We start from the raw sequence: 21,061 nt of genomic DNA, 5'->3' as shown, positions 1-21,061 counted from the left end.
ATCCGGTGCTTTGCGATGAGTTTACGTCCCGGCGGCAGTCCTGGACAGTTCCGGTTTCCGGACCCTGGCGCCGGTTCCGCTCTGCGATCGACGGCACCTGCGAGTCACCACTGGGTGCAGCAGTGATCAGACGCGCTGCGGACTTCCTTGGTGGTGGGTCTGCGATCGGGCATCGGGCACGCTCCTAGTGCCCTGGTCGCATGGCTGCACGGCGGGCGGCGCGGTGCCACAGACGCCGCTGCAGACGAAGGGTGAGGACTCCCACGGCCACGAGAACGACCACGTTGAGCAGGAGCTGGTACATCGAGCCCCTTGCCTCGTGCCAGTCGGCGAAGGCGAGCGAGACGGCTATGTCCGAGGCGGCGGGGATGGTGGTCACGGAGATGAAGACACCCAGCAGCGCGCTGGCGCGTGCCTCCGTGAGCGAGACGACGCCGACCACTCCGGCGAGGACGGCGACGACGACGGAGAAGGCGTCCGGTGTGTCGATGAGCTGGGAAACGGGCCGTAGACCGAGCTCGAAGGCCTTGGACTGCAGACGGGCACCCCGCGACAGCAAGGCGAAACCCAGAGTGACCGTGATGGCGAGCAGGAAGCCGAGCGTCAGCGCGCGTGTACCCTCCCAGACCCTGCGCCGGTTACGACGGTCGAGCCCGAGCGCGATGCTGGTGATGGCGTTGTATTCGGGGCCGACCACCATGGCTGCCACGATGAGGATCTGCGAGTTGGTCATGATGCCCACCGAGCCGATGAGGCCGGCGATGACGAGGAACAGGTAGAACGAGGGCGCATACGTCCCCCCGGCCCGGATGTGAGCCTCGACCGCGGCCCACAGCGGCGCGTGGACGAGCGCGCTCGGCTGGTCCTCCTCGATCCGTTGCGCACGGTGCGAGAACATCAGGTCGACGTCGTCGACGGCGATCGCGCCCACTCGGTCGACACCCAGCTCCCGCAAGCCGCCGAGCACGCCGTTCGCCGCGCCCTTCACCACGTCGCACTCGAGCACGTCGCCTTCCGGGACGTGCGCCGATTCCACGACCACCAGATTGAGGACGCGGTCGTGCGAGGCCAGCATGTCGACGGCCCGTCGGGTGAGCGCGGGCGGCATGATCATCCGGAAGTGGATCAAGTCCATCCGAACCTCCTGTGGGGCGCGGGCTACCGGTTCGGCTCGGTCACCGCGCGCAGCACCGCCGTGAGGACCTGCTCCGCGTCGCCGGAGACGTCGACGGTGACGCCGGGCTCGTCGGCCTGCAACGGATCGAGAATCTCGTACTGGGAGTCGAGCAGCCGCGGGGGCATGAAGTGTCCCCTGCGACCGGCGATCCGCTCCCCGGCCAGTGCCCGGTCCAGAGCGAGATGGACGAACCACAGGTCCGCACCCGTCTGCCGGAACTGGTCGCGGTACTCGCGCTTGAGCGCGGAGCACGAGGCGACGGCGCCGTGTCCACCTGCCGTCGTCGCTCGAATCCACTCCGTGAAAGCCGCCAGCCACGGCTTGCGATCGGTGTCGTCGAGGGGCTGCCCGGACGCCATCTTGGCGCGGTTCGCCGCGGGGTGCAGGTCGTCGCCGTCCAGGAACGGCACGCCGAGTCGTCGCGCGAGCCATGTCCCGACGGTGGATTTCCCCGACGCCGACACACCCATCACGATCACCACGCGTGAACTGCCGACCATGCCGGCCAACGAGCCTCCCTGAGGTGACGGGGGAAGACCGGTGCACATCCACTATCACCTGCCGTTCCAGGACGTGCCGTATGAAGCGACCGTGCCCGGGGCTCGTCCCGGCGACTCCGCACACCGACGGTCGCGGGCTCGTAGGAAGCGGCGCTGTGTGGCCGAAGTAATCGGCTGAGCCGGGTATCGGCGCCGGGTAGCGTGCTGTCCGTGGGATCACCAGGGGGGAAGATGACCGCACCGCAGCACGACCTGCGCGGCCCGAACGACGTAATCGCCCAGCTCGTGGCAGCCGTCATGGCCAAGGACTCCCTCGCGGTGCGGGCATGTGTCCAGGACGGCGCCGATCCGGACACCCCGGGCCCCGGTGGCCTCCCGTTGCTCTGCGCGGCCGTGGGTGCGTTCGACCACGAGACCGCCCACGCCCTGACGGACGGCGGGGCCGACTCGGGCGTCGTGCTGCCGGACGGTACGACACCGCTCCTGCGGGCCGTCGACCTCGGTTCCCCGGCGCTGGTCGACGCCGTGCTGGGCCAGGACGCGCGGCTCAGGATCGATGAGGCCGAAAGACAGCGGCTGCTCGACCTCGCCCGGGGCTGGTACGAGACCGGGGAGGCAGAGGAACTACGCCGCCGTACGGGGGCCTCGGGCCCGGCCATCCGGCGGCAGGTCGGGGACGACGAGCACACGGACATCGAGGAGGTATCCCTCGGCGGGCTCACCGTCCGGGCGGGCCACAGCGGCGTCCTCACCGACCTGGAGCGCGCGTTCGGCGTCCTGCCGCCGGTGGCCGAGCTGGTGGCGCGCGCCGTCCCGTACCCGGACGAGCTGCACGCCAACTGGTCCAGCGTCAGCTACGCCCTCGCCTGCCGCACGAGCCCGCAGGCCTGGCCGGCCCTGGCGGCCCTGCGTCACCACCCGGCTCCCGTCCACCGCAGGTTGCTTGCCAGAGTCCTGTCGTCCCGGCAATTCCTGGCGCACTTCAACGACCGTCCGGACACAGCGCAGGACGTCGGGTTCCTGGCGGAGTGGGCGCTCGACGAGCCGGACGGCGAGGTGCTCGCCGGCGTCCTGGACGCCTTTACGGACTACGACCACCCCGGCCAGGAGGCCATCGGCTTCCGGTACGTCGACCATCCGGACGCGCGCGTGCGCCGCAAGGTGCCGTACTGCCTGATGCGCACCCCACGGAGCGAGTCCGCCGCCACGGCCCTGCTCGCGCTGGCGCGGGACCCCGACTCCGGTGTCCGGTACACCGTCGCCGAAGTCTTCGCCTTCCCGCGCGATCTGAACCCGGCGGCCCGGGAGAGCCTGCTCTCCCTTCTCCGGGATCCTGACACCGACGTCCGACGGCGTGCCGCCGAGTCCCTTTCCGGCTCCCACGACCGTACGGCCGCCGTCGTGGACGCTCTCGCCGCCCTGCTGGACGAGGAGGATCAGAACCTGCGGCTGGAGGCGGCCTACGCCCTCGCCGTCCGCGACGACCCGCGCACCGACGATGCCTACGAACAGGTGGGCACGCTCGGTCCCGGCTTCGATCACGACCACCGCGTGTCCGCGCACTGGCACTACGGAATGCGCAACCGGCCGGACGGTACCTGATGCCTTCCGGTTCGGCCAGGGGTGACGGCATCGCCCGGGACGCCCCGGTGGTGACGTCTGCAGCGGGGTGTCGACGTCAATGCAGCCTGTTTTGGCGAGAGTTGGTGGGCGCGATGTCGGGGGTCCGCCCGTACGGCCGTCTCCGTTCGGTCTCGGCAGGGTCAACGCCCGGTCAGAGCACGGCTGTACGGACCTGCGCGGCGGCTTCACGGGTCCCCGGGACAGGCGGTCGGCTGAGCCGCGCCTAGGCCGTCGCCGTCCCGGCTGAGCCGCCGAGCAGCCTGTCCACGAGGAGTTCGGGGTAGCCGGAGGCCGGAAGCTCGATGCCGAAGATCGCTCGTAGGTAGAGTGGCGCGACGAGTTGGTCGAGGATCTGCTCCAGCGGCGGTGGGTTCTCGCCGCGGGCGGTGGCCCGCTCGCGGATGCGTTCGATGGCGTCGATCCGGCGCTGGAACTGCTGCGTGCGCTCCCCCCGCGCCTCGGTGCTGCCCGGCATCGACAGAGCGACGGCCCGTACGAGGAGCCGGCCTTCGGGTGTGCGGATGCTCGCGACCCCGGCCTCGGCCCATGCGGTGAGGTCGCCGCGCAGGGTTCCGGTGTCCTTGAGCGGCCAGTCCCGTTCCAGGCGGGTGGTGACCACGTCGGCCAGGAGCGCCTCGCGGCTGCCCCAGCGCCGGTAGACGCTGGTGTGGTTGACCCCGGCGCGTTGTGCGATCGCGGGGATGTTGAGGTCCGCGCCGCCCGGGTCGGCCAGCAGGTCGATGACCGCCTGGTGGACGGCCGAGCGGACCTGTTCGGAGCTCTTACGGATGCGCGGGGTCGGCTGTTTCGAAGTCACCCCCACATCGTAAGCACAGATATTTGCTTCGCGGCACCGGACGGGTCTACAGTGCCGCTGTACGCACAGATCTGTGCTTAAGGAGAGCGTCATGACCAACCTGCTGTTCCCGAACAACACCCAGTTCTGGTACGAGACCCTGCGCTCGATGAGCCACATCGCCTACGGCGGCGCCGACTTCGGCGAGGTGGTCTCCACCGCCGGGCGCATCACCGAGGGCGACTACGACAGCTGGTACAAGGAGTGGATGGCCACCGCCGACCGGGTGTCCGGCGAGGCGCAGAAGGCTTTGGACGCGGGCCACAAGGTCAGCGCCCGGGACGGGTTCCTGCGGGCGTCGAACTACTACCGGTCGGCGGAGTTCTTCCTGCACGGCCACCCCTGCGACCCCCGGCACGACCATGCCTACGACCGCAGCGTGGCCTGCTTCCGGGCAGCGGCGGCGCTGTTCACCCCGATCATCGAGCCGGTCCGGATCCCGTACGAAGACACCACCCTGCCCGGCTACCTCTACCGGGCCGACACCAGCGGCACAGCCCGTCCGACGCTGATCATGCACAACGGGTTCGACGGCACCGCGGAGGAGATGCACTTCTTCGGGGCGATGGCCGGGGTCGAGCGCGGCTACACCGTACTGGTCGTCGACGGCCCCGGACAGCCCGGACCACGCCACCACCAGGACTTGGTCTTCCGCCCCGACTGGGAGAACGTCATCACCCCCGTCGTGGACTTCGCTGAAACACTCCCCGAGGTCGACCCCAGCCGTATCGCGCTGCTCGGCCTCAGCATGGGCGGTGTCCTGGCCCCTCGGGCGGCCGCGTTCGAGCACCGCCTCGCCGCGCTGATAGCCGTCGACGGCATCTACGACCTCGGCCAGACATCCGTGCGGAACATCCCCGGCGACCGCAAGGAAGCCGAACGCCTCCTGCGTGCGGAGTCCGCCCCCGAACTCGACGCCACTTTCGAGAAGATCATGGCCAAGGACGCGACCGCCCGTTGGGCGCTCAACCACGGCATGTACGTCATGGGCGTCGACACCCCCCGCGCCTTCAACGCCTCCTACCTCGACTACACCCTCCAAGACGGCATCGCCGAGCGGATCCAGTGCCCCACCCTCGTCTGCGACGCCGCCGAGGACGAATTCTTCAAGGGCCAGCCCGAACAGCTCTACAACCACCTCACCTGCCCCAAGACCCTCATGGTCTTCACCGCCGAGGAAGGCGCCGGCGCCCACTGCCACCCCGGCGCCATGCGCCTCTCCCAGGCCCGCATCTACGACTGGCTCGACGACACCCTCGCCAACACCGGCCATTGAGGACCTCGGCCGCCGACACCAATGGCTCAGGAGGCGAGGCCGAGGTCGACGACGAGCTGTACGAAGGGCTCCACCGCCGATCGCAACCTCGGAAGCGCCCGCCGACAGGATCAGCCCAGTTGGGCACTCAGCTCGTCGAACGCGGCGCGGACTGCCGGGGAGTTCTCGATCCAGGGGAAGTGCCCGGCACCGTCGATCGTGCGCCGCAGTACGTGGGACTGCGCGAAGGCCGGATCGTCCTGCCACAGGCTCTGGTCCACGACGTGGTCCTCGGAGCCACTGACGATCAGCGTGGGAACCGTGCTGCCGTGCGGCCTCCACCGGGACTCGTACGTGTCGTCGAAGCGGGCGTCCGCCCAGGCCGCGGCGGCATGACAGTAGGGCAGCCCTTCCAGCAGGGCACGGCCGGCGGCCAGTCCTGCCGGGGTGAAGTTCCACTCCGCCGCCGCCAGCGTGAGCGCACGCAGGGTCTCGTCGCCCGGCTGCTGCCCGTAGGCGACGGCGGCCGGCGCCAGGCCCGGGAGCGGGTGCGCCTGGGCCCACCTGCCGAAGGCATCACGCCACCCGGCATGCGGAGCACTACTCACCAGGACCATTCCGGCGAGCAGCTCCTCGAGCTCGGGTACGGACAGCATGAACATCCCACCGGTGGAATGACCGACCATGACCACCTCGTCCAACGCTTCGGCGGCCTCGGCCAGCACATCCGGCCAACGCTCATAGGGTCGAGCGGGAACCTGCGGACCACCGCGGTTGGAACCCTCACCGGGCAGATCGACCAGCCACGCCGAGCCCGGCACCCTGACCGTACGGGCCAGTCCCAGCAACGACTCCGACCCCAGCCCAGGTCCACCCGGGACGAACAACCAGTTCCACCGACCCTCACCCTGCGAGACCCGCCGCAGCCTGACTCCCGACCCCGTCCAACACACCTCGTCGCCCAGAGACACGCCGACTCGTCCTCCCGCACCGTCACCCGACACTTCACAACGACGATACGCACCGATGAGCTTCGAACGAGCATGAGTTTCACGGAAGCCATTGCTCATCGTCCGCCACCACGCACTCAACTTCATCTGGTGGCAACCTTGCTGATGTGCCGTCATGGGAGGCGTGTCGACCTGGATCGATGCCGGCGCGGTCGTGGGGAGCAGCGAGGGCCACGGCGCGGTGATCGCCCCGGACGGTGCCGCGACGTATGCCCGGCCCGGCGGCGGGTCGGGGTCCGCCGCCGCGACTGCGCCGACGGGCCGTCCGTACCGTTTCCTCCCCCTCTGTTTGCGCCCGGCCGCCGCATGGCACACGGCAGACGACGGCAGGGGACGAGTGCCTGTCCTCGTCCGACCGCACCGGCGGCCGGTTCGGTCCCGGGCCCTGAGGTCAGGCCGTGGCCTCGACCAGCCGCTTCATGCCCGGCTGGTCGGTCACGCACCCCACCAGGCCGAGCGACCGGGCGAGCGCCAGGTCCCGCTCGTCGTTGACGGTCCAGGCCATCACGTCGATGCCGGCGGCGCCGCACTTCTCCACGATGGCCCGGTTCAGCTGGCGCAGCTCCACGCTCACCAGGGTGGAACCGACCTTCTGGGCGCGGCCGACGAAGGTGTCGCGGTGCGCGCTGGGGCCTGCCACCAGCACGGTGCGGGCCTGCGGGAGGAGGTTGTGGATCTCGATCAGTGCCACGTCGTGGAACGACAGCACCGAGACCCGGTCCAGCAGACCGCGGTCGGTGAGTACCTTGGCCAGCGACTGGGCGGCGGCCACGTCCTTGATCTCCGCCTGGATCGGCAGCGTCGGCCCGACGGCGTCCAGTACCTCCAGGAACGTGGGGATGCGCTCGCCGAGGCCCGCGTCGAGCTTCTTGAGCTTGCGCAACTTCTGGTCGGCGATGGGACCGGAGCCGTCCGTCGTGCGGTCCAGGGTCTCGTCGTGCATGACCACCAGCTCGCCGTCCTTGCTCAGGTGCAGGTCCAGCTCGATGCCGTCCAGCCCCTCGCGTTCGGCCCGCAGGAAGGAGCGCAGGGTGTTCTCCGGCTCGGCGGCCATGACACCGCGGTGGCCGATGGTGAAGAAGGACACTCGGTTTCCATCCTTGTGTGTGGTGGTCCGGGGCTGCCGCACGAGTGCCGTGCTCCCCGCCTGGCGGCGGGCGACAGCCCGTCGCCGTGCCCAAGCCTAGTGGGCCCGGCCGACCGCGCGCGCGGCCGGCCATCCGGGTCGTAGGCCCTCTTACTGGGATGACTGGCCGGAGCCGGTCATCCGGGCGCGGTTCTCCGCGAGGACTTCCTGCACCTTGCGCTCGACCTCCGTCGGGTCGACGCCCAGGGCACGGCCCATGTGGATCGACCACACCTCCGAGCGCACGTTGGTCTCGAAGGCGATGTCGGCACGAACGTTCTCGCGAGCGGCCTGGCGGTTCTGGCTCACCATCACGAACGTGGACAGGAAGATCGCCTCCAGGCTGACGATCATCGTGAGCAGCCCGAAGGGGAAGGGATCCCAGACCGCCGCCCGGCCGAACACGCCTACGTTGCACACGATCCAGACCGTGAACCACGCCGCGTGGATGTAGACGAACAGCATGGTGCCGGCGAAGGCGGTGATCGCGTCCGCGATGCGGTCCTCGGTGCCACGCATCCGCGCGAGCACGTCCTGCTCGCGCTGCACCGCAGAGCCAGGCCACCCGAACCCTCGGACCGCCGCGACCGCTCGCCCCTTCGCCCATGCCCACTCCCGACCGCCGTCCAGGTGCACCGGCCGACAGCGTACGGGCGGGGGGATCGAACCTCGCGACCACCGGCGATGGACACACCTCGAATACGTCGGGCGGTGGAGCGACGCCGGTCTGAGCCCGGTCACGTTCCATGGCCCTGCCCTCTCGCGACCGATCTCGGCAACGGGAGGGCGACGGGCCTGTCGCTCAGTGCGGACATTGCGCACACCGGATCTGCTCGGCGTGGTGCGTGACGAGGTTCCTGGCCTCCCGGCCGGACGTGTCACCGTGCCCTGCGCTGCCGCCTGATCGGTTCTCCCACCCGGTGCAGGTGGGTCAGGGCCTCGCGGTAGGAGCGGAACAGTCCGGTCTCGTGGTAGGGCACTCCGACTTCGGCGCAGTACTGTCGCACGACGGCCTGGGCGCGGCGCAGATGGGGCGTGGGCATGCTCGGGAACAGGTGGTGCTCGATCTGGTAGTTGAGGCCGCCGAGCATCACGTCGGTGAACAGTCCGCCCCGTACGTTGCGAGAGGTGAGGACCTGGCGCCGCAGGAAGTCGGGCCGCTCGTCACCGGTGAAGGTGGGCATGCCTTTGTGGTTCGGGGCGAAGGTGCAGCCGAGATACACACCGAACAGGCACTGGTTCAGCGCGAGGAACGCCACCGCCTTGCCCGGGGAGAGCACCAGGAACAGCGCGGACAGCAGACCCGCGATGTGCAGCAGGAGCAGGGCCGCCTCCAGCGTTCGCTTCCTCATGTACGGCGAACGCAGCGCCCTCAGGCTCGAGATGTGCAGGTTGAAGCCTTCGAGGGTCAGCAACGGGAAGAAGAGCAGGGCCTGGTGGCCACCGATCAGACGCGCCATGCCCTGACTGGCACGTGCCTGATCGGTGGACCACACCAGGATGTCCGGGGCGACATCGGGATCCAGGTCCTCGTGATTGGGGTTGGCGTGGTGACGTGTGTGCTTGTTCATCCACCAGCCGTAGCTCATGCCCACGCCCAGATTCCCGAACAGCCTGCCCATGATCTCGCTGGGCCGGCGCCGCCGGAAGACCTGCCGGTGGGCCAGGTCGTGTGCGAGCAGGGCGACCTGCCCGAACACGAAGGCCAAGAAGGCCGCCACGGCCAGCTGTCCCCAGGTGTCGCCGAGAACGAAGAAGGCTCCCCACCCCGCCGCGTACAGCGCGACCACCAGACCGATGCGTGCCGCGTAGTAACCGGGGCGCCGCCGCATCAGGCCGGCGGCGGTGATCCGTTGGGAGAGCCGTGCGAAGTCGCTGCCGCCGTCAGTGCCAGACCCTTTGGTGAGAGCAGGAGCAGCCTGGTCCGTCACGGAGACATCGGGGGAGGTCGTCATGCCCCAAAGTCTCCTGTCGGCCCCGCGACCTGCAGAAGCCTGCCAGCCACCCTCTGCGTACGAGGCATTCCCCCATGGCCACCGGGGGTTATCCCCCGGATGTGACGGCAGTCCAGGCCCCCTTGACCGGGCTCCTGCTACGGCTCTCGACGAGTGTCCCGGTGCACGGACGGTCGCCCCGGATGCGCCTCCCGGTCAGCCTGTGGGCACGCCGATCTGGTCGCGTTCGAGCACGGAGCGCAGCTGCGACAGGACCTGCACGGCGGCCAGTCCTGAGGGACCGCCGAGGGCGTCCGCGGTCAGCTCGGTCAGCGTCTCGGTGAAGGTCGCCGCAGCCGCGTCGGCGAGTCGCCGGCCGTCGTCGGTCAGGTCCAGCAGTGACGAGCGGCGATCCGCCGGATTGGTCTGCCGTGTCACCCACCCCTGTTTCTCCAGGCGGTCGATGCCCTTGCTGGTCGCACCGATCCCGATGGCGAACTCGGCGGCGAGGTCCGCCACCCGGGACCCGGGGTGGTCGCGCAGGAAGCGCAGGAACTCGAACTGCGAGGTGAAGATTTCGTGCCGCTCGCGGAGGCGGTCGTTCAGCGCGTTGTAGAGGCGCGTCTCGCAGCGGACGAGATCGGCGAAGAAGCCCGGGAGGTCGACCCGGCCACCACGTGACTTAGATGCCATGGCATATATCGTAACCTACATTCCACGGCATATAGTTCCCCGGCATGCACTCACGATGGAGGCGACCATGAGCAGGCAACAACGCGCGGAGATCGACACGATGGTCCGGCGACCCCACCCCGAAGGCCCTCGGTCGGTGGAGGAACTCCGAGCCGGGTTCAGGACGATGATGTCCGAAATGATCGTCCCGACCGGGATACGCACCCGGACCGCGACGCTCGGCGACCGGCCCGCGGTGCTCGTCGAGCCGACGAGGCCTGCGAGGGCCGGGACGATCCTCTACTTTCACGGCGGCTCCTACGTGGTCGGTTCACCGGAGACGGCGATGTCGCTGACGGGGAACCTGGTGTCCAGAACCGGACTCAGAGCGTTCTCGCTGGACTACCGACTCGCCCCCGAGCATCCGTTTCCGGCCGCGATCGACGACGGGCTGAGCGCCTACCGCGCACTTCTCGACAGCGGTGAAGAGCCTTCGCAGATCGCGTTCGCCGGGGACTCCGCCGGTGGCGGCCTCACCGTCACCGTCTGCCTCGCCGCCCGCGACGCGGGTCTGCCCATGCCGGCCGCGATCGTGGCCTTCTCCCCCGGACTCGACATGACCCGGACAGGCGAGAGCATGGACACCAAGGCGGGCGTCGACCCCTACTTCACGCGTGAAGGCATGGAACACACCGGAGCCATGTACCTCGCGGGACAGGACCCGCACCAGTCCATGCTCAGTCCCGCCGTCCTCGCCGACCTGACCGGCTTCCCTCCGATGCTCCTGCAGGCGGGCACCAACGAGATGCTCCTGGACGACTCCACACGCCTGGCCACGCGCGCGAGGGCAGCCGGGGTGGACGTCATCCTGGACATCACCGCCGACGTTCCCCATGTCTTCCAGGCCTTCGCCGGCGTCCTGGACGAATCCGAGGAAGCACTGGACCGGGCCGCTCTCTTTCTCAGCCAACGCATCCGGACGAGGGACACGGCCCACACGACGGCAGGCTGAGGCAGACGGCCGGTCTCGCACGGACCACGGGCCGCACCCGGCTCCGGCTCGCCGTTCTCCTCGCGCTCCCCCGGCCCCGGAGGCGGGTTCGCCGACCGGTGGGGGTCTCGACGAACTCCCCTTCCTGGCCGATCAGTTGTGTTCGAGTGTGTGATCCGAGTGTTACCGTCACCCGCATGGCTGAACTGATCGCCCCCACGGAACGGCTGCATTCCTCGTGGCTCGCGGCGCGCGACGAGGGGCAGCCGGGTTCCCATCAAGACGGGGCCGGCCTGGGTCTGGCCGAAGACGACGACCTTGACAGCCCGACGGGGTACGCCGCATGGGTCCAGCGACTGCGCCGGCAGTCGGACCGGTCGCTGCCGGTCGGGGAAGGGCGCGTCCACGCCACCCACTGGTGGATCGTCGACGACGAGACCTACTTGGGTGCCATCGGCCTTCGGCACTGTCTGAACGCCTTTCTGCTGGAGGCCGGTGGACACATCGGCTACAGCGTTCGGGCTTCCGCCAGGAGGCGCGGACTGGCCACGTGGGCACTGGGAGCCGTCCTCCTCAAGGCGCGAGCCGCGTCTCGCACAGAGGGGGTCGCGGTGTGCGGGGAGCCGTGGTTCCAGACCTGTCGAGGTGCTGGATCGGCACCCGCACGACCCTGCCGACCGACAGAACCGGCGGGTCGATCCCGTCGGGCGACGGTGCGGATGTCGTCGCGGAGTGGGTGCATAGGATTGCCGACATGGCACTGCGACCTGTTCACGTGAACATCAAGGCTCTTGACGCCTCGGCGGTCGGCCGGTTCTGGGCGGAGGCGCTCGGCTGGAGTGCCTACAGCCCCGGCGTGACCACCTACGTCGGACCCGCGGGCGGCCTCGTCTGGCCGGACCCGGTCGCCGTCGGCGTCGACGTCGTTCCCGTCCCGGAACCCAAGACGGCGACGAAGAACCGTGTACACATCGATCTCGCCACCACCTCGGCCGCCCATCAGGCGGAGTTGGTCGCGCGCCTGCAGGCTCGTGGTGCGACGCCCGTCCACGTGGGCCAGGTCAATGTGCCGTGGACGGTCCTCGCCGACCCCGAGGGCAACGAGTTCTGCGTGCTGGAGCCTCGGGAGATGTACCGGGACACCGGGCCGATCGCCGCGGTGGTGGTCGACTGCGTGGATCCGCGGGCCATGGCACGGTTCTGGGACGAGGCGCTGGACTGGACCCTGCACGAGGTGGCCGACGATCATGCGGTGCTGCGCTCCGCCAAGGGAGCCGGCCCGTATCTCGAGTTCCTGCGCACGCCCGACGTGAAGACCGTGCCAGACCGCGTCCACCTCGACCTGCTGCCGCATCCCGGTGACGACATGGCAACGGAGGTGGCCCGGCTGCGGGCGCTCGGCGCCATCGACCTCGACCTCGGCCAGGGCGACGTCCCGTGGACGTGCCTGGCCGACCCGGAGGGCCACGAGTTCTGCGTCCTCGCCCCATCCTGACGAGCCTGAACGCCAACTGCCGGATCGTGCCCCCGGTGGACTGCCGGAGCCGGTGGGCCGTCGGTGCCCGCACGACCCGCCGCACGCGGTGACACATGACAACTTGACCCTCCCCTTACGTCAGGCTTGAGGCTATGAGCCGACGAAAGGGCAGGTGGATGAGCTACTCCGTGGGGCAGGTGTCGGCCTTCGCCAAGGTCACGGTGCGTACTCTGCATCACTACGACAAGGCGGGACTGCTCTCGCCCAGCGGTCGCAGCGACGCCGGCTACCGGCTCTACAGTGAGGCGGACCTGGTCCGTCTCCAGCAGATCCTCTTCTTCCGCGAACTCGGCTTCTCCCTCGATGAGATCGCCGCGATCCTCAACGACCCGCAGGCCGACGCCGTGAAGCGTCTGCGAGAGCGGCAGCGGCAGTTGGGCGAGGAGATCGCCAGGTTGCAGCGGCTGGCCGAAGTGGCGGAGCGGGCGATAGAAGTCCAGCAGACCGGTGTGTCACTGACACCACAGGAACGTTTCGAGGTCTTCGGCGAGGTCACCTTCGACCTGAGCTACGCCACCGAGGCCGAGCTGAAGTGGGCGCGGTCGGAGGGACAGCGCGAGGCCATGGCGCACGCGGCCGCCCACACCAAGGAGGACTGGCGGCAGCTGATGGGCGAGTTGGCCGCCTGGCGCGCCGAGCTGCTCGCGGCCTTCGACGACGGCGAGCCGAACGACGGCGAGCGGGCCATGGACCTCGCCGAGGAGCACCGCCTGCACATCTCGCGCTGGTTCACCTCCTGCGCACCCGCCATGCACCGGCGCATCGCGGACGACTTCGTCGCCGACCCACGCGCCTTCGCCCTGGTCGTACCACCGTCGCAGCAACGACCCGGTCTGGCCTCCTACCTGCGCAAGGCGGTACACGCCAACGGGGCCCGCCACACGGCGGACCGTACCGACCCCGAGGAGAACCGATGAGGATCCTGATCGCGGCGGCCGGATCTCGGGGCGACGTAGCGCCCTACACGGGACTTGGCGCACAACTGCGCCAAGCCGGGTACGAGGTCACGCTCGCCACCACTGACGCTTACGCGCCCCTCGCGGCCGACGCCGGGCTGGCCTTCCGCAGTCTCCCCGCCGACCCCCGGGGGAAGGCGAGCGGCGGGGTCACGGGCAAACGTGAGCTGATGCGCGCCGCTGCCGCGTTCATCACCGAGCTGGGCGAGGGCTTCGCCGACGCGATGGCCGAGGGCACGGATCTGCTTCTGCTGTCCACCACCACGGCCCCGCTCGGCTGGCACTTCGCCGAGGCGACCGGCACGCCGAGCCTCGGCGTGTACCTCCAACCCAGCACGCCGACCGGCGACTTCCCGCCCGTCGTCACAGGTCTCCGCTCTCTGGGTCGCCACGCGAACCGCACGGCCGGCCGCCTCGCTCTCCGCATGGCCGACCGCCTCTACGAACAGGCGGTGGCACGACTGCGTCACCGCCTGCGTCTGCCGCGGGCTTCCGCCGCGGCGATGCGCCGACGGCAGGAACAGACGAACTGGCCCATCCTGCACGGCTTCAGCACGGCGCTGGTGCCTCGCCCCTCCGACTGGCGCTCCGGCCTGCAAGTGGTGGGCAATTGGTGGCCCCGTCACGACGCGTCCGAACGGCTGCCCGCAGACGTGGAGGACTTCCTGGGCGCAGGTCCCCGGCCGGTCTTCATCGGCTTCGGGAGCATGGCGGCCGGCGACGGCGAACGCCTCAGCGAGATCGCCGTACGAGCGCTGCGCCGCGCAGGACGGCGCGGCATCCTCCAAGCAGGCAGCGCCGGGCTCGCCGCCGACGGCTACGACGACGTCCTCAGCGTCGGGGACGTACCGCACGCCCTGCTGTTCCCGCGGATGGCCGCGGTGGTCCACCACGCCGGGGCAGGCACGTCGGCCGCGGCGCTGCGCGCCGGAGTGCCCGCGGTCACCGTGCCGGTCACCGCCGACCAGCCGTTCTGGGCACGTCGGCTGGCCGCCCTGGGGGCCGCCACCGACCCGATCCCCTTCCGCTCCCTCACTGCCGAACGGCTCACCGACGCACTGGGCCAGGTGATCACGCAACAGTCATACAGCCGAGCCGCCGCACGGGGCGCCCAGCACATGGCGACCGAAGACGGAGCGGGCCGGACCCTCAAGGCTGTTCAGCAGCTGGTGACACTCAACTAGGACGCCTGGCGGGTCAGCAGGCTGCTGCCGGTGAGGTCGCCCGGCCAGCCCAGGATGCGGGGCAGCGCCACATGAAAGAGTCCCATCCCGATGAGAGCCAGTCCTACCAGGCGCAGCTGCGTGGTGAGCCCGAGCAGATGAGTCACGGCTGCCCCTTGGCGAAGGCGAGCCCGGTGACCAGGCCCGCGACGCGGATCTCGGCTTCGGGGCGCAGCCCGGCGTGAGCGGCCAGTCGGAGCCACTCCGCGCGGGGCAGGAAATGCCAGGCGCCCGGGCCGAAGACCGCCGCGTGTTCGCCGAGGCGGTGGACGTCGACCGAGACCGGCTGCGGGTCCCAGTGCGTGCGGAACGCCTTGATCACGATGATCGACCGGGTCTGCGGTTCGTACTCGAAGGTGTACGGGAGCGGGCCCGCGAAGCGCCGGGAGGCGCGCGCGTCCGCGAAGGGGCTTTCCGCGGGCAGCGGCGCGGGCGCACTGCCGAGATCGGCCCGCACGTGCAGGTCCGCCAGGCCGTCGGCGCTGTCCACACGGAACTCCAGCGAGTTCTCAGCGACTCGGGTGCTGATCCGGGCCAGGCGGTAGTTGTAGCGGGTCAGCAGATTGCCGCCGAACACCATCAGCCTGCGGTCGGTGTCGCTGCGCAGGATCCGCAGGCCCCGCATCACACGCCCGCCAGGGGTGCGGAACCGGGTGAAGACGCGGTAGCCGGTGAGCAGGTAGTCGGAGCCGAAACGGGCGGGCAGTGCCGCCGGCCGCAGGGCGCGGGTGTCCACCAGCGCGGCCGCGACGAACCCGTGCTCCCCGTAGGTCTCCAGTCCCAGGCCCGGCGGCACCAGCGGTCTCAGTGCCTCGGCGGGCAGTGCGTACCTCAGCACCAGCGAGTGGGCGAAGTGGGTGCGGATCGCCATGGGATGGCGTTGCAACAGGTGTCTCAAGGCTCGATCCTCCGATCCGCGGCCGCGTCCCCGAGACGCACCGCCCGTACCACGCCCCACAGGGCCGAGCAGTCCTCCGCCGCCCAGCCCTGGCCGCCCGGTCCCGGCTCCCTGGCGCTGCGCAGCACCACCACTCCGCCGGGCCGCACCGCGTGCCGTACGGCGGCTCGCAGCCGGCGGGTGAAGCCGGGGTCGGGTCCGTCCAGAACGTTCGACAGCGTCACCGCGTCATAGCCGCCCCGGGGTGCCTGCTCCAGCACCTGGACCACATCGCCGTGGACCAGCCGGACACCCGGTGCGCACAGCGGCGGGGTGTCCGGCGCGGCACCGGTCAGCAGCCGCCGCAGCCAGGGGTTGTGCGCATTGGGGTGCCTGCACACCGTCCGTTCGAGGCGTCGCCGCAACACCTCGTCGAAGCGTGCCGGAACGACACCTGCGAAGGACGGACGCAGCGCCATGGCCAGGGCTCCGCCGGGGCGAAGCGCGATGCGCATCAGCCGTCGCAGACCCGGGGTGTCCAACTCCTGCCGCCAGGGGCGCGCTTGCTCCCCCGGATCGTCCAGTGCCAGGAAGCCCTGCAGCTCCTCCGGTCGCCAGGCGGGCAGCAGCCGCGCCGCGGCGCCCCGGCCCAGGCGCATGACCGCCTCCGCCGCGCCCTCCCGGGCCTCACCGCCGGCCAGGCGCTCGCGTGCGTACTCCAACTGCACCGGATTGATGTCGACGGCCGACACCTCGTACCCAGCCGAGTCGAGCGCCGCGGCCGTGTCCCCCGCCGACGCGATGCACAGCACTCGAGCGCCTGACGGCGGGAAGACCGCCAGCTCGACACCACAGTCCTCGTACATCCGCCCGAACAGCAGGCGGGGGCCGCCGAATCCGCCGAGCAGCCGACCTCACGCCCATGGTGTCCCGCTCATGCGTCCGCCGTCCAGGTCACCATCCAGATGAGGGCCAGGAACGCCACGCCCTGTGTCAACAGCCGTCCCGGCTCAGCCATGTGCCCCGGGCTGAACAGCAGACCGCCCAGGTTGAACGCCGCCACCAGGAAGGTCTGTACGAGTGCGACCGCCCGCCCGCGCCAGCCGCTGAGCACCCATATGCCGATCGCGACCTCGCCAGGCCGATTCCGACGAGCACCCCCGGCACAGCCCACCCCGGCAGGTACGGCACGTCGCCCACGATCGCCCGGTGATCCTCCCGCCCCGGCCAGACCTTGCACCAAAACCCCTCGTAGAACCACACCAAGGCGATCGCCCACCGCGCCGCCCGCCCCCGCCACGTGTTCCCCACATGACGAGGATGCCTGTTGCCCGGGACCGGGCGAACGGCGCCCCCGCCGACCGCACCGGAGGCAGGTTCATCAAGACGCACATCTCCCCCAAGTCGCCCGGGTCGCTGAACCAAAATGCCGCCGCGCCGGGAACAACTCACCTTGTTTCTCCGTACTATCTCTTCACCGGGGCACCTGATAGCAGCTGCAACCCGCTGTCACACAGCCCTGTCCCGAGCAGTGCCTTCCCGCACTGCCGCAAACCGAGGAAGAGTGAATTCCATGCCCGAGAGCACCGCCTCCGCCTCCGAGATCGCTTCGCAGTACTTCGCCCAAGTGAGCAGTGACCTCGAACGCAATGACAAGGAACAGGACCGTCTCCGCGAGGAAATCAGCGCGCTGGAAACGCAGTTGGCCGCGCTGCAGCGCGACCACTCGGTGCTGGTGAACGTGCAGCAGGCACTCGGCGGACCGGTGGCGCCGGCCGAGCCTGCCGCCGACCTGGGCGGCACCGCACCATCTCCCCGCAAGCGCGCGGCGAAGTCGGCGACGGCCAAGCAGCCACGTGCCCGCAAGTCCCCCACCGAAGCCGGTCGCACCACGACCCAGAAGCCCGCGGCCAAACTGCCCAAGGCCAAGGACGCGGCCGCGAAGCCGGCCAAGCCCACCCTGGTGGAACTCGTTCGCAGTCACCTCGCCCAGCAGAGCGAACCGCGCTCCGCCGCGGAAGTCACCACCGCACTCGGCAAGACACACCCCGAACGCGCGACCAAGGCCACCGTCGTGCGGACCACTCTCGAAGGACTCGTGGCCAAGAACCTCGCCCAGCGCACCAAGCAGGGCACTTCGGTCTTCTACACCTCCCCGGACACCCCGCAGCAGAGCGCCCAGGGAGAGAAGACGCAGTCTTCCTGAGCCGAACGACGTGCTCCCCGGCCCAGCGGCCGGGGATCCGGCCCGGGCCGGACCGGTCGTTCCACGGGGCTTTCCATGGGCTTTCCATGGGCTTTCCATCTAAATTACTGTCTGTGATCGCGTTCGGCCAATTCAGCGACAGAAGGTGAGAACAAGGTAAGGGGGGTGGCCTCAAGGAAACGTGCCCAACCTGCGGCTTTACCGAAAACAATAGAGGTTTCAACGGCTCACGCACCCGTTCCGACATGCCGCTCCGCCGCGCTCAAGCCAGCCTGGATTCGCGAGCCGCCCCGAACGGCCGACTCGCTCCCAGGGGGGAACTCCGACGAAAAACAGGAGACCCACAATGAGCTCCACCCGAAGCCGCCGTGCCCGTGCGCTCGCCGCCGGAGCCCTGTCCGCCGCCCTGCTGTCGACCGGTGCGGCCGAAGCCGTCGCCGCGCCCGGGACGCCGAACCCCAAGCCCTCCGTGACCCGTACCGGCATGCCGACGAAGAAGCCTTCGCGGATGCCGACCGCCATGGGCTCGATCACCGTCTCGGCCAACCACAAGGCCGTCAAGGTGGGCAACACCGTGGTGTTCACCGGCCGGGTCAAGGGCATCAAGGCCGGTTCGACGCTGGCGCTCCAGCACATGCACAACGGCAAGTGGACGACCCTGAAGACCACGGCGGCGGTCAACAAGAACGGCACCTACACGATCAAGCGGACCTTCACCAACAAGGGCACCGAACAGGTCCGGGTGGCGGCCAAGTCCGGTACGTTCCACTCCTCGCCCGTCACCGTGAAGGTCAGTTGACGTGAGCTGATGCGGGGTTGGAGCCGGACGTAACGGCGGCGTCCGGCCGGGCGGCGGGGTCGGCAGGGTGCTCCTGCACGGCCCCGCTGTCGCGCCATGGCCGATACCTCAACCGCCAGCCCCCGGTTCACCACACACCACCTCGCCGCAGAGTTCGCCGTCCCCACCTCGCCTCAGGACATGTGCGGGGCGGAGGCGGCGTTGGTGCGCTGCGACACATCGGCAACGCACCAGGTGCGGCGGGGAACATGGGTGCGCCGCCGCTCCCCGGCAGTAGTCTTTCCCCCGCATCCGACGCGGTCTTCCCGCGCGGTCTCGTTGCGCATCGTCCATGCGCTTCCTGGGGGGTTACGACGTGAGAACTCGTTGGCGTGCTCTGATCGCCGTCGCCGCCGCGCTCACCGCCGCCATGGCGACGACACCGGCGCACCGCGCCGAGGCGGCGCCGCCGCTCTTCTCCTGCTCCGGCAGTCCACGGGACTTCAACCTCGACAAGATGGCCGACGTGTACGGGCTCGACCACTCGTCCCACATGTGGCTGATGCGCGGCACGGGGTCGGCAAACGCTCCGTTCAGCCGACGGGTCGCGGCGCAGGACCAGGGCACCTGGGAACACCACGACAACTTCACGTACGTCGGCAGGACGAGGAACTGGTCGTGCACGGCGTACGCGCGCGACACCACCGACGGCAGGCTGGTGGCCTTCGTCCCCGACCGGTACGGCCACGTGCACGAGTACTCGCTCCGCATGGACATGCGCGGCTACAGCCTGCTCACCGGCGTCGGCGACCTGACCGGCAGCGGCTACGGCGACATGCTCGCCCGCGACGAGGCGGGCGCGCTGTGGCTGTTCAGGGGAGAGAACGGCCCCGAGTACCGGGACGTCTTCAAGCCCCGCGTCCGCGTTCCCGGTAGCTGGGGCTCGGTCACGGCGCTGGTGGGCACCGGCGACGTGACGGGTGACGGCAGGCCCGACATGCTGTCCCGGGACACGACTGGCGTGCTCAGGCTCTACCCCGGCACCGGTCAGGCCGACAGGCCGTTCGGATCCGCGATCCGGCTGGGCGGCAACTGGAAGTGGGCGACGGCGTTCGTCGGCGGCGCCGACTACACCGGCGACGGCAAGCCGGACCTGCTCGCCCGGGACGGCAGCGGCCGCGTATGGCTCTCACCCGGCAGGCGCTCAGCCAGAACGCCCTTCGGCCCGCGCACCGCGGTCGCCACGGGCTGGGGTGGGTACACCCAGCTGTTCTAGGCGCTCCACACCGAGAGGAACAGCAAGTCCGATCAGGCCGACAGGGGATCATGTGGACGTCATCGAGCGCGAGTTGGTCGACCCGTGGGAAGGAGCTCTGGCCGCACCCTCCCGCGGCAGCCACACCGGCGTTCTGGTCCTGGCGGGTTCCAGCGGGCGCATCGAACGGGAAAGAGCGCGCATCCTCGCCCGGCAGGGCGTGACGGCTTTGTCGATCCGCTGGTTCGGTGGGTCAGGGCAGTCTCCGGGGATCTGCGGGATCCCCCTGGAGACCTTCACCACCGCCGTCGACTTCCTCCAGGCGAACGGGGCGGAGCGCATCGGCGTCCTGGGCACGTCGAAGGGGGCCGAGGCAGCGCTGCTGACCGCAGTGCACGATCCGCGCGTGGACGTCGTCATCGCTCTGTCGCCCACGTCGCGGGTCTGGTGCAACGTCGGACCAGGACGGGATGGAGCGCAGCGCCCCTATCGCTCGTGCTGGACCTGGCGAGGGCAGGCGCTGCCCTTCGTCCCGATGGACGATTCCTGGGCCCCCGCGGAGTCGGGCGGCGGGCCGGTCGCGATCCGGGGATGGTACGAACGCAGCGAGCGGACGTTCGCCCACCTGCTCGGCCCGGCGGAGATTCCCGTGGCCCGGGCCCGGGCCGATCTGCTGCTGGTCGCGGGCGGTGACGACGCGATGTGGCCGTCACTGCCCTTCGCCGAACAACTGGCCAGGCGCCGGCGTGCAGCCGGATCCACCGTGCGTCTGATCGCGCGCGACGACGCCGGACATCGTCCCCGTCTGCCTGGCGAGAGCCCTGCGGCGGCGTCATCGCAGTTCCAATACGGCGGCACGCCCGAGGCTGACGTGCTCTTGGGGGCTGCTGCCTGGCCCCACGTCGTCGACATGCTCCGCGGCAGGGGCTGAGTCTCCTGCGCGCCGAGTCGCGTACGAAGGTGACAGGGCGCCGTTGGGCAGGGTCCGCTGATCAGTAGGCGGAGTTGACGTTGTCGATGGAGCCGTAGCGGTGGGCGGCGTAGTTGGCGGCCGCGGTGATGTTGGCGACCGGGTCCTTGATGCT

22 protein-coding genes and 1 pseudogene are annotated in these 21,061 nt (G+C 70.0%); 10 read left to right on the top strand and 13 right to left on the bottom strand.

What is annotated here, in order from left to right; genetic code table 11:
* Window positions 1-184 precede the first annotated feature (184 nt).
* Both ACZ7FF_RS43280 and ACZ7FF_RS43275 read right to left on the bottom strand, forming a co-directional pair.
* Window positions 185-1,135, bottom strand: coding sequence for a DUF389 domain-containing protein (locus ACZ7FF_RS43280; RefSeq protein ID WP_470820044.1), 951 nt, complete (start codon window positions 1,133-1,135; stop codon window positions 185-187).
* A gap of 23 nt (window positions 1,136-1,158) precedes the next feature.
* Window positions 1,159-1,677: a gluconokinase gene (locus ACZ7FF_RS43275; RefSeq protein ID WP_470820060.1), complete on the bottom strand. Its 519-nt coding sequence runs from the start codon at window positions 1,675-1,677 to the stop codon at window positions 1,159-1,161.
* A 231-nt stretch (window positions 1,678-1,908) separates the two neighbouring features.
* Here ACZ7FF_RS43275 and ACZ7FF_RS43270 point away from each other — a divergent pair, with 231 nt between their 5' ends.
* Window positions 1,909-3,279: a HEAT repeat domain-containing protein gene (locus ACZ7FF_RS43270; RefSeq protein WP_470820042.1), complete on the top strand. Its 1,371-nt coding sequence runs from the start codon at window positions 1,909-1,911 to the stop codon at window positions 3,277-3,279.
* A gap of 244 nt (window positions 3,280-3,523) precedes the next feature.
* Here the strand turns inward: ACZ7FF_RS43270 and ACZ7FF_RS43265 are convergent, their stop codons facing one another.
* The gene (locus tag ACZ7FF_RS43265) at window positions 3,524-4,117 is read right to left on the bottom strand and encodes a TetR/AcrR family transcriptional regulator (protein ID WP_470820040.1); all 594 of its coding nucleotides are present in this window, start codon (window positions 4,115-4,117) and stop codon (window positions 3,524-3,526) included.
* Between the two features lie 91 nt (window positions 4,118-4,208).
* On the opposite strand from ACZ7FF_RS43265, the gene ACZ7FF_RS43260 reads away from it, so the two are divergent.
* Window positions 4,209-5,432: an alpha/beta hydrolase family protein gene (locus ACZ7FF_RS43260; protein ID WP_470820038.1), complete on the top strand. Its 1,224-nt coding sequence runs from the start codon at window positions 4,209-4,211 to the stop codon at window positions 5,430-5,432.
* Between the two features lie 110 nt (window positions 5,433-5,542).
* On the opposite strand, the gene ACZ7FF_RS43255 is transcribed toward ACZ7FF_RS43260, so the two are convergent.
* From ACZ7FF_RS43255 to ACZ7FF_RS43235, 5 genes are all read right to left on the bottom strand, one after another.
* On the bottom strand, window positions 5,543-6,481 hold the full coding sequence (locus tag ACZ7FF_RS43255) for an alpha/beta fold hydrolase (protein WP_470820036.1): 939 nt from the start codon (window positions 6,479-6,481) through the stop codon (window positions 5,543-5,545).
* 331 nt (window positions 6,482-6,812) lie between these two features.
* Window positions 6,813-7,508: a glycerophosphodiester phosphodiesterase gene (locus tag ACZ7FF_RS43250; protein WP_470820034.1), complete on the bottom strand. Its 696-nt coding sequence runs from the start codon at window positions 7,506-7,508 to the stop codon at window positions 6,813-6,815.
* Between the two features lie 150 nt (window positions 7,509-7,658).
* On the bottom strand, window positions 7,659-8,096 hold the full coding sequence (locus ACZ7FF_RS43245; RefSeq protein WP_470820032.1) for a DUF1003 domain-containing protein: 438 nt from the start codon (window positions 8,094-8,096) through the stop codon (window positions 7,659-7,661).
* A gap of 329 nt (window positions 8,097-8,425) precedes the next feature.
* Window positions 8,426-9,502 carry a fatty acid desaturase family protein gene (locus ACZ7FF_RS43240; RefSeq protein WP_470820029.1) on the bottom strand — a complete coding sequence of 359 codons (1,077 nt, stop codon included), beginning with the start codon at window positions 9,500-9,502 and terminating at the stop codon, window positions 8,426-8,428.
* 195 nt (window positions 9,503-9,697) lie between these two features.
* Complete coding sequence (locus ACZ7FF_RS43235; RefSeq protein WP_470820027.1) at window positions 9,698-10,174, bottom strand: MarR family winged helix-turn-helix transcriptional regulator; 477 nt, start codon at window positions 10,172-10,174, stop codon at window positions 9,698-9,700.
* A 67-nt stretch (window positions 10,175-10,241) separates the two neighbouring features.
* Here ACZ7FF_RS43235 and ACZ7FF_RS43230 point away from each other — a divergent pair, with 67 nt between their 5' ends.
* The 4 genes from ACZ7FF_RS43230 (at window position 10,242) to ACZ7FF_RS43215 (ending at window position 14,821) form a co-directional block, all read left to right on the top strand.
* On the top strand, window positions 10,242-11,165 hold the full coding sequence (locus tag ACZ7FF_RS43230; RefSeq protein WP_470820025.1) for an alpha/beta hydrolase: 924 nt from the start codon (window positions 10,242-10,244) through the stop codon (window positions 11,163-11,165).
* 733 nt (window positions 11,166-11,898) lie between these two features.
* A complete protein-coding gene (locus ACZ7FF_RS43225; protein WP_470820023.1) occupies window positions 11,899-12,639 on the top strand; it encodes a VOC family protein in 741 nt (246 codons plus the stop codon).
* A gap of 158 nt (window positions 12,640-12,797) precedes the next feature.
* Window positions 12,798-13,598, top strand: a complete 801-nt coding sequence (locus tag ACZ7FF_RS43220; RefSeq protein WP_470820058.1) for a MerR family transcriptional regulator — start codon at window positions 12,798-12,800, stop codon at window positions 13,596-13,598.
* A complete protein-coding gene (locus ACZ7FF_RS43215) occupies window positions 13,595-14,821 on the top strand; it encodes a glycosyltransferase (RefSeq protein WP_470820021.1) in 1,227 nt (408 codons plus the stop codon). Before ACZ7FF_RS43220 ends, ACZ7FF_RS43215 begins: the two co-directional genes overlap by 4 nt.
* Here the strand turns inward: ACZ7FF_RS43215 and ACZ7FF_RS43210 are convergent.
* From ACZ7FF_RS43210 to ACZ7FF_RS43195, 4 genes are all read right to left on the bottom strand, one after another.
* Window positions 14,818-14,967, bottom strand: a complete 150-nt coding sequence (locus ACZ7FF_RS43210; protein WP_470820020.1) for a hypothetical protein — start codon at window positions 14,965-14,967, stop codon at window positions 14,818-14,820. The two genes, ACZ7FF_RS43215 and ACZ7FF_RS43210, sit on opposite strands and share 4 nt — an antisense overlap.
* A complete protein-coding gene (locus ACZ7FF_RS43205) occupies window positions 14,964-15,758 on the bottom strand; it encodes a DUF2071 domain-containing protein (protein ID WP_470820018.1) in 795 nt (264 codons plus the stop codon). The genes ACZ7FF_RS43210 and ACZ7FF_RS43205 overlap by 4 nt, the downstream gene beginning before the upstream one ends.
* Window positions 15,755-16,603: a BtaA family protein gene (locus tag ACZ7FF_RS43200; protein ID WP_470820016.1), complete on the bottom strand. Its 849-nt coding sequence runs from the start codon at window positions 16,601-16,603 to the stop codon at window positions 15,755-15,757. The genes ACZ7FF_RS43205 and ACZ7FF_RS43200 overlap by 4 nt, the downstream gene beginning before the upstream one ends.
* A 68-nt stretch (window positions 16,604-16,671) precedes the next feature.
* Window positions 16,672-16,911, bottom strand: coding sequence for a DoxX-like family protein (locus ACZ7FF_RS43195; protein ID WP_470820014.1), 240 nt, complete (start codon window positions 16,909-16,911; stop codon window positions 16,672-16,674).
* Window positions 16,912-17,310: 399 nt separating this feature from the next.
* On the opposite strand from ACZ7FF_RS43195, the gene ACZ7FF_RS43190 reads away from it, so the two are divergent.
* From ACZ7FF_RS43190 to ACZ7FF_RS43175, 4 genes are all read left to right on the top strand, one after another.
* Window positions 17,311-17,943 (top strand): hypothetical protein, encoded by a 633-nt coding sequence (locus tag ACZ7FF_RS43190; RefSeq protein WP_470820012.1) that lies wholly within the window; start codon window positions 17,311-17,313, stop codon window positions 17,941-17,943.
* Window positions 17,944-18,289: 346 nt separating this feature from the next.
* On the top strand, window positions 18,290-18,742 hold the full coding sequence (locus tag ACZ7FF_RS43185) for a hypothetical protein (protein ID WP_470820010.1): 453 nt from the start codon (window positions 18,290-18,292) through the stop codon (window positions 18,740-18,742).
* A 355-nt stretch (window positions 18,743-19,097) separates the two neighbouring features.
* Entirely contained in the window at window positions 19,098-19,997 is a 900-nt protein-coding gene (locus tag ACZ7FF_RS43180) for an FG-GAP repeat domain-containing protein (protein ID WP_470820008.1), read from the top strand.
* A 52-nt stretch (window positions 19,998-20,049) separates the two neighbouring features.
* Window positions 20,050-20,907, top strand: a complete 858-nt coding sequence (locus ACZ7FF_RS43175; protein ID WP_470820006.1) for an acyl-CoA thioester hydrolase/BAAT C-terminal domain-containing protein — start codon at window positions 20,050-20,052, stop codon at window positions 20,905-20,907.
* A gap of 61 nt (window positions 20,908-20,968) precedes the next feature.
* Here the strand turns inward: ACZ7FF_RS43175 and ACZ7FF_RS43170 are convergent.
* A pseudogene (locus ACZ7FF_RS43170) lies at window positions 20,969-21,061 on the bottom strand (transglycosylase SLT domain-containing protein); the annotation flags it as partial.

The organism is Streptomyces sp. NPDC037126, assembly GCF_055605965.1.
This window is presented reverse-complemented; position numbering and strand designations above follow the sequence as displayed.